The 2,958-nt window shown below is 39.0% G+C and carries 4 protein-coding genes; 2 read left to right on the top strand and 2 right to left on the bottom strand.

Features of this window, described 5'->3' with window-relative positions; all coding sequences use genetic code 11:
- Window positions 1–335, top strand: a 335-nt coding sequence (locus WKT20_RS17810; protein ID WP_340417839.1) for a putative phage abortive infection protein, incomplete at its 5' end; no start/stop codon positions are given.
- Between the two features lie 72 nt (window positions 336–407).
- Window positions 408–1,304, top strand: coding sequence for a hypothetical protein (locus tag WKT20_RS17805; RefSeq protein WP_195641881.1), 897 nt, complete (start codon window positions 408–410; stop codon window positions 1,302–1,304).
- 1 nt (window position 1,305) lies between these two features.
- Here WKT20_RS17805 and WKT20_RS17800 read toward each other — a convergent pair whose 3' ends face one another.
- Both WKT20_RS17800 and WKT20_RS17795 read right to left on the bottom strand, forming a co-directional pair.
- Window positions 1,306–2,247: a ComF family protein gene (locus WKT20_RS17800; RefSeq protein WP_340417838.1), complete on the bottom strand. Its 942-nt coding sequence runs from the start codon at window positions 2,245–2,247 to the stop codon at window positions 1,306–1,308.
- Between the two features lie 182 nt (window positions 2,248–2,429).
- Window positions 2,430–2,843, bottom strand: a complete 414-nt coding sequence (locus WKT20_RS17795) for a hypothetical protein (RefSeq protein ID WP_340417837.1) — start codon at window positions 2,841–2,843, stop codon at window positions 2,430–2,432.
- Between the last annotated feature and the right edge of the window lie 115 nt (window positions 2,844–2,958).

The following is a 2,958-nucleotide window of genomic DNA, read 5'->3' as shown; positions in this document are numbered from 1 at the left end:
TTAGAACACTATTTCAGTGCGTAAAATATGTGAATAAGCAACGGTTTTTACATTATATGGAGAAATATGAATATATAAAGATTTTAAGATGTCAGATGTCTAATACAGAAGAAAAGTTATTATTCTATGATACAATAAGTGATTTAGGGGCTGAATGGGAGTATAATACCAACAATATAAATGATAAACTTATTACAAAATATAATTTCATTAAAAATATTTCATTGGGGGAAGAAGATAAATATTCTCCTATAAAATTTTATCCTAATATAAATTTTGAAGCTTCTATAACAATTCCAAGAGAAAGAAGTATTTTAGAAGCAAAATATACTTAACCAGTTACAGCACATATTGTTACTAACAGTATTATATAAGCTATACATTGAAAAATATATAAATCAATAGACATGAATAAATTTTGTGCACTAACAGGAGAAGTAACTGATTTAAAAGCCTCACATATCATACCAAAATTCTTTTATGCTGATTTAAAGAAAAAAGGAGGCTGCTATTTTCGTTCTACTTATAATCCTAAATTAGAGCATAAAGACGGTATTAAAATTCCTCTTTTGGGAAATAAGGCAGAACTATTATTTTCAAAACAAGAAAAATGGTTTAAAGAAAACGTGTTTGATTATTATCATAATAAACAAAAAACAATCATTCAGCCAATAAAGATGAGAAATGAATTATTTTATTTCTCAGTATCCTTATTATGGCGTTCCATCCATTATTTAATGCATCTTCACCCTGATAATTTTCAAAGTGCCTTTAAAAACAAACAGATTTATGACTTGGTTATAGATGCAGAAAAAGAATGGAAGCAATATTTGAATGGAGGGGATATTCCTGAGATATATTCCAATATTTATATTGCAACTTTTGATAATATCATTTCAGAATTTTCCGATAATGCTGATTTACTATTTTATTTAAAAAGAAGTTGTGATTTTGGAGTTATTACAGACAACTTAGATATAATGATTAATTGTGCCTTTTTTGGCAAGTGCCCAAACTTTATATTTTTTGCAGATTTATTGCCTTCAACTAGTGGTGACTTTGAATATGGATACTTGGTTAATAATCTACCAGAATATGAAAAAACGACGTTCATCGAAGATTGGACAATAAATGACAACCGCATTATAGAGTGTCTTTTTGAACGGTCGGATTTACAGAAATCTCTGATTGAAAAAAATCCAGTTTCATCTAAAGCAGCACAACAGATTGTATCTCGAATAAAAAGTACCCCAAACTTTAAAGACAGTGAATTAGGGCAACTTTTGAAAATGAAATACGACTGACTCACACCGTCTTCCCCAGAAACACCCCGATAACCGACAATGCCCCCAGTTGTTTCATCTTTCGTTGCAGTTGCCTGAAGCTCTCCCCGGTTGTAAGTACATCATCCAGCAGGACAACATTCTTTCCTCTGATATACCGCCGTGTGAATTGCAGGTTCCGCAGTATGTCCTTATCCTTTCCCTTTCCTTTCAGTTGCTCTCGGTCTTCCTCTATCCAAATGGCCTTGAAACCGTCCGTAATGCCCAGCCATTCCGACAGGTAGTAGCATACCACCGGAAAGCGTTTCCGCTGTCTTTCCCTTGTTGATGCGGGTATAGGTATCAGTACCGTGTCTTCCTTCGTTCCGTTGAATCCCGCATGTTTCAGACACAGTGCCAGTATCCGTGCGACCAGCTCGCCGCAGTGTCCACCTTCCTTAAAACGGAATATCAGGTTGCTTACCCGTTTTTGGTGTGCATTCGTCTTTTCAATCTTCGTTGGGTAATAGTCATGCAGGTAGTGACACCTGCACCCGTCTATAAGAACTTCTCCCTTGAACATCGTTTCGTACGGGTAGAAGTCCATTTTCTTCTCCCTTTCAAACGTAAAGTTCAGCACATCCCTCATCATGGCATTCGTTTCCTTCGACCTGCCCAGCGAGTACCATCCCGCATGTTTCCCGCCTTCCATCAGACACATGCCGATTACCATCGCCTCGCTGAACCGCTGATGCGAGACGATGTACCATCCGTGTTTCCGGCATAGTCCTGCAAACTCATCCATATCTGCCGCAAGGAAATACATCATGCCTTCCTCCCTGACGATTACCGTCAGTTCGGATTTCGGTTTTTCCCGGCAGAACAGGCTTTCGCAATAGCTCACCCCATGCCACACCGATGCCGTGCATTCCTCGTCACAGAACTGCACTTCCACCTCTTCGAACAAATCAAATTCTTCCACCATGATGTCTCTGTATTTTTACAATCTGTTTTTAAGGAGGGATAAGTTACACATTACTGTCATTTTACGAATTGCCGCACTTCCATTTTTATATTTTTTTAGCTTATCCGAAAAACACGTGTCGGGACAGCCTCCCGGACAGGGGAGACTATCCCGACACGTATATCCGCCATATCCTGCGGTTTTCAGTTCCAGTTGTTTCTCTTTTCGCCGCTCATGCAGATAATCACCGTACTTTTCTTCTTTTCAAAAGATTCTGCCAGCCGTCTTGCAGCCCATTTCCTGAATGCCTCGCATTTCAGTCCCTTCATGCGGAATCCCAGTGCAATGATGGTTTCCAGACTGTAGAGGTCCACACTGCAATCTTTCCCGTTATAGGTGAAATGTTCCACCCGCACATCCCGGTATTCATCAAAGTCTCCGGTTTTTGCAAGGGATTTCAGTCCTGCGTTTACCGACTGTACAAACACGCCATACGCCCGTGCGATGTCGCATTTTGGCAGCCATACCTCGCCCTTGTCGTCCGTTTCTATCCTTACGCTCACCTTATCAGGTGCATTGCGGTTATATTCCACTTCAAAATTGCCAAATTTCACCATAATAGTTACTTTTATACATTATTATATATAGAATTTCAGCATGGAGGTCATAACATGGCATCCAGTTTTCCCGCAAGGACCTCCATATCCTTTCTTATCTTCTCATTGGTTATGC

The organism is Phocaeicola sp. ICN-14070 (genome assembly GCF_037892625.1).
Lineage (GTDB): Bacteria > Bacteroidota > Bacteroidia > Bacteroidales > Bacteroidaceae > Phocaeicola > Phocaeicola plebeius.
The sequence above is the reverse complement of the archived record's forward strand: the minus strand, read 5'-3'. Positions and strand labels throughout refer to the sequence as shown.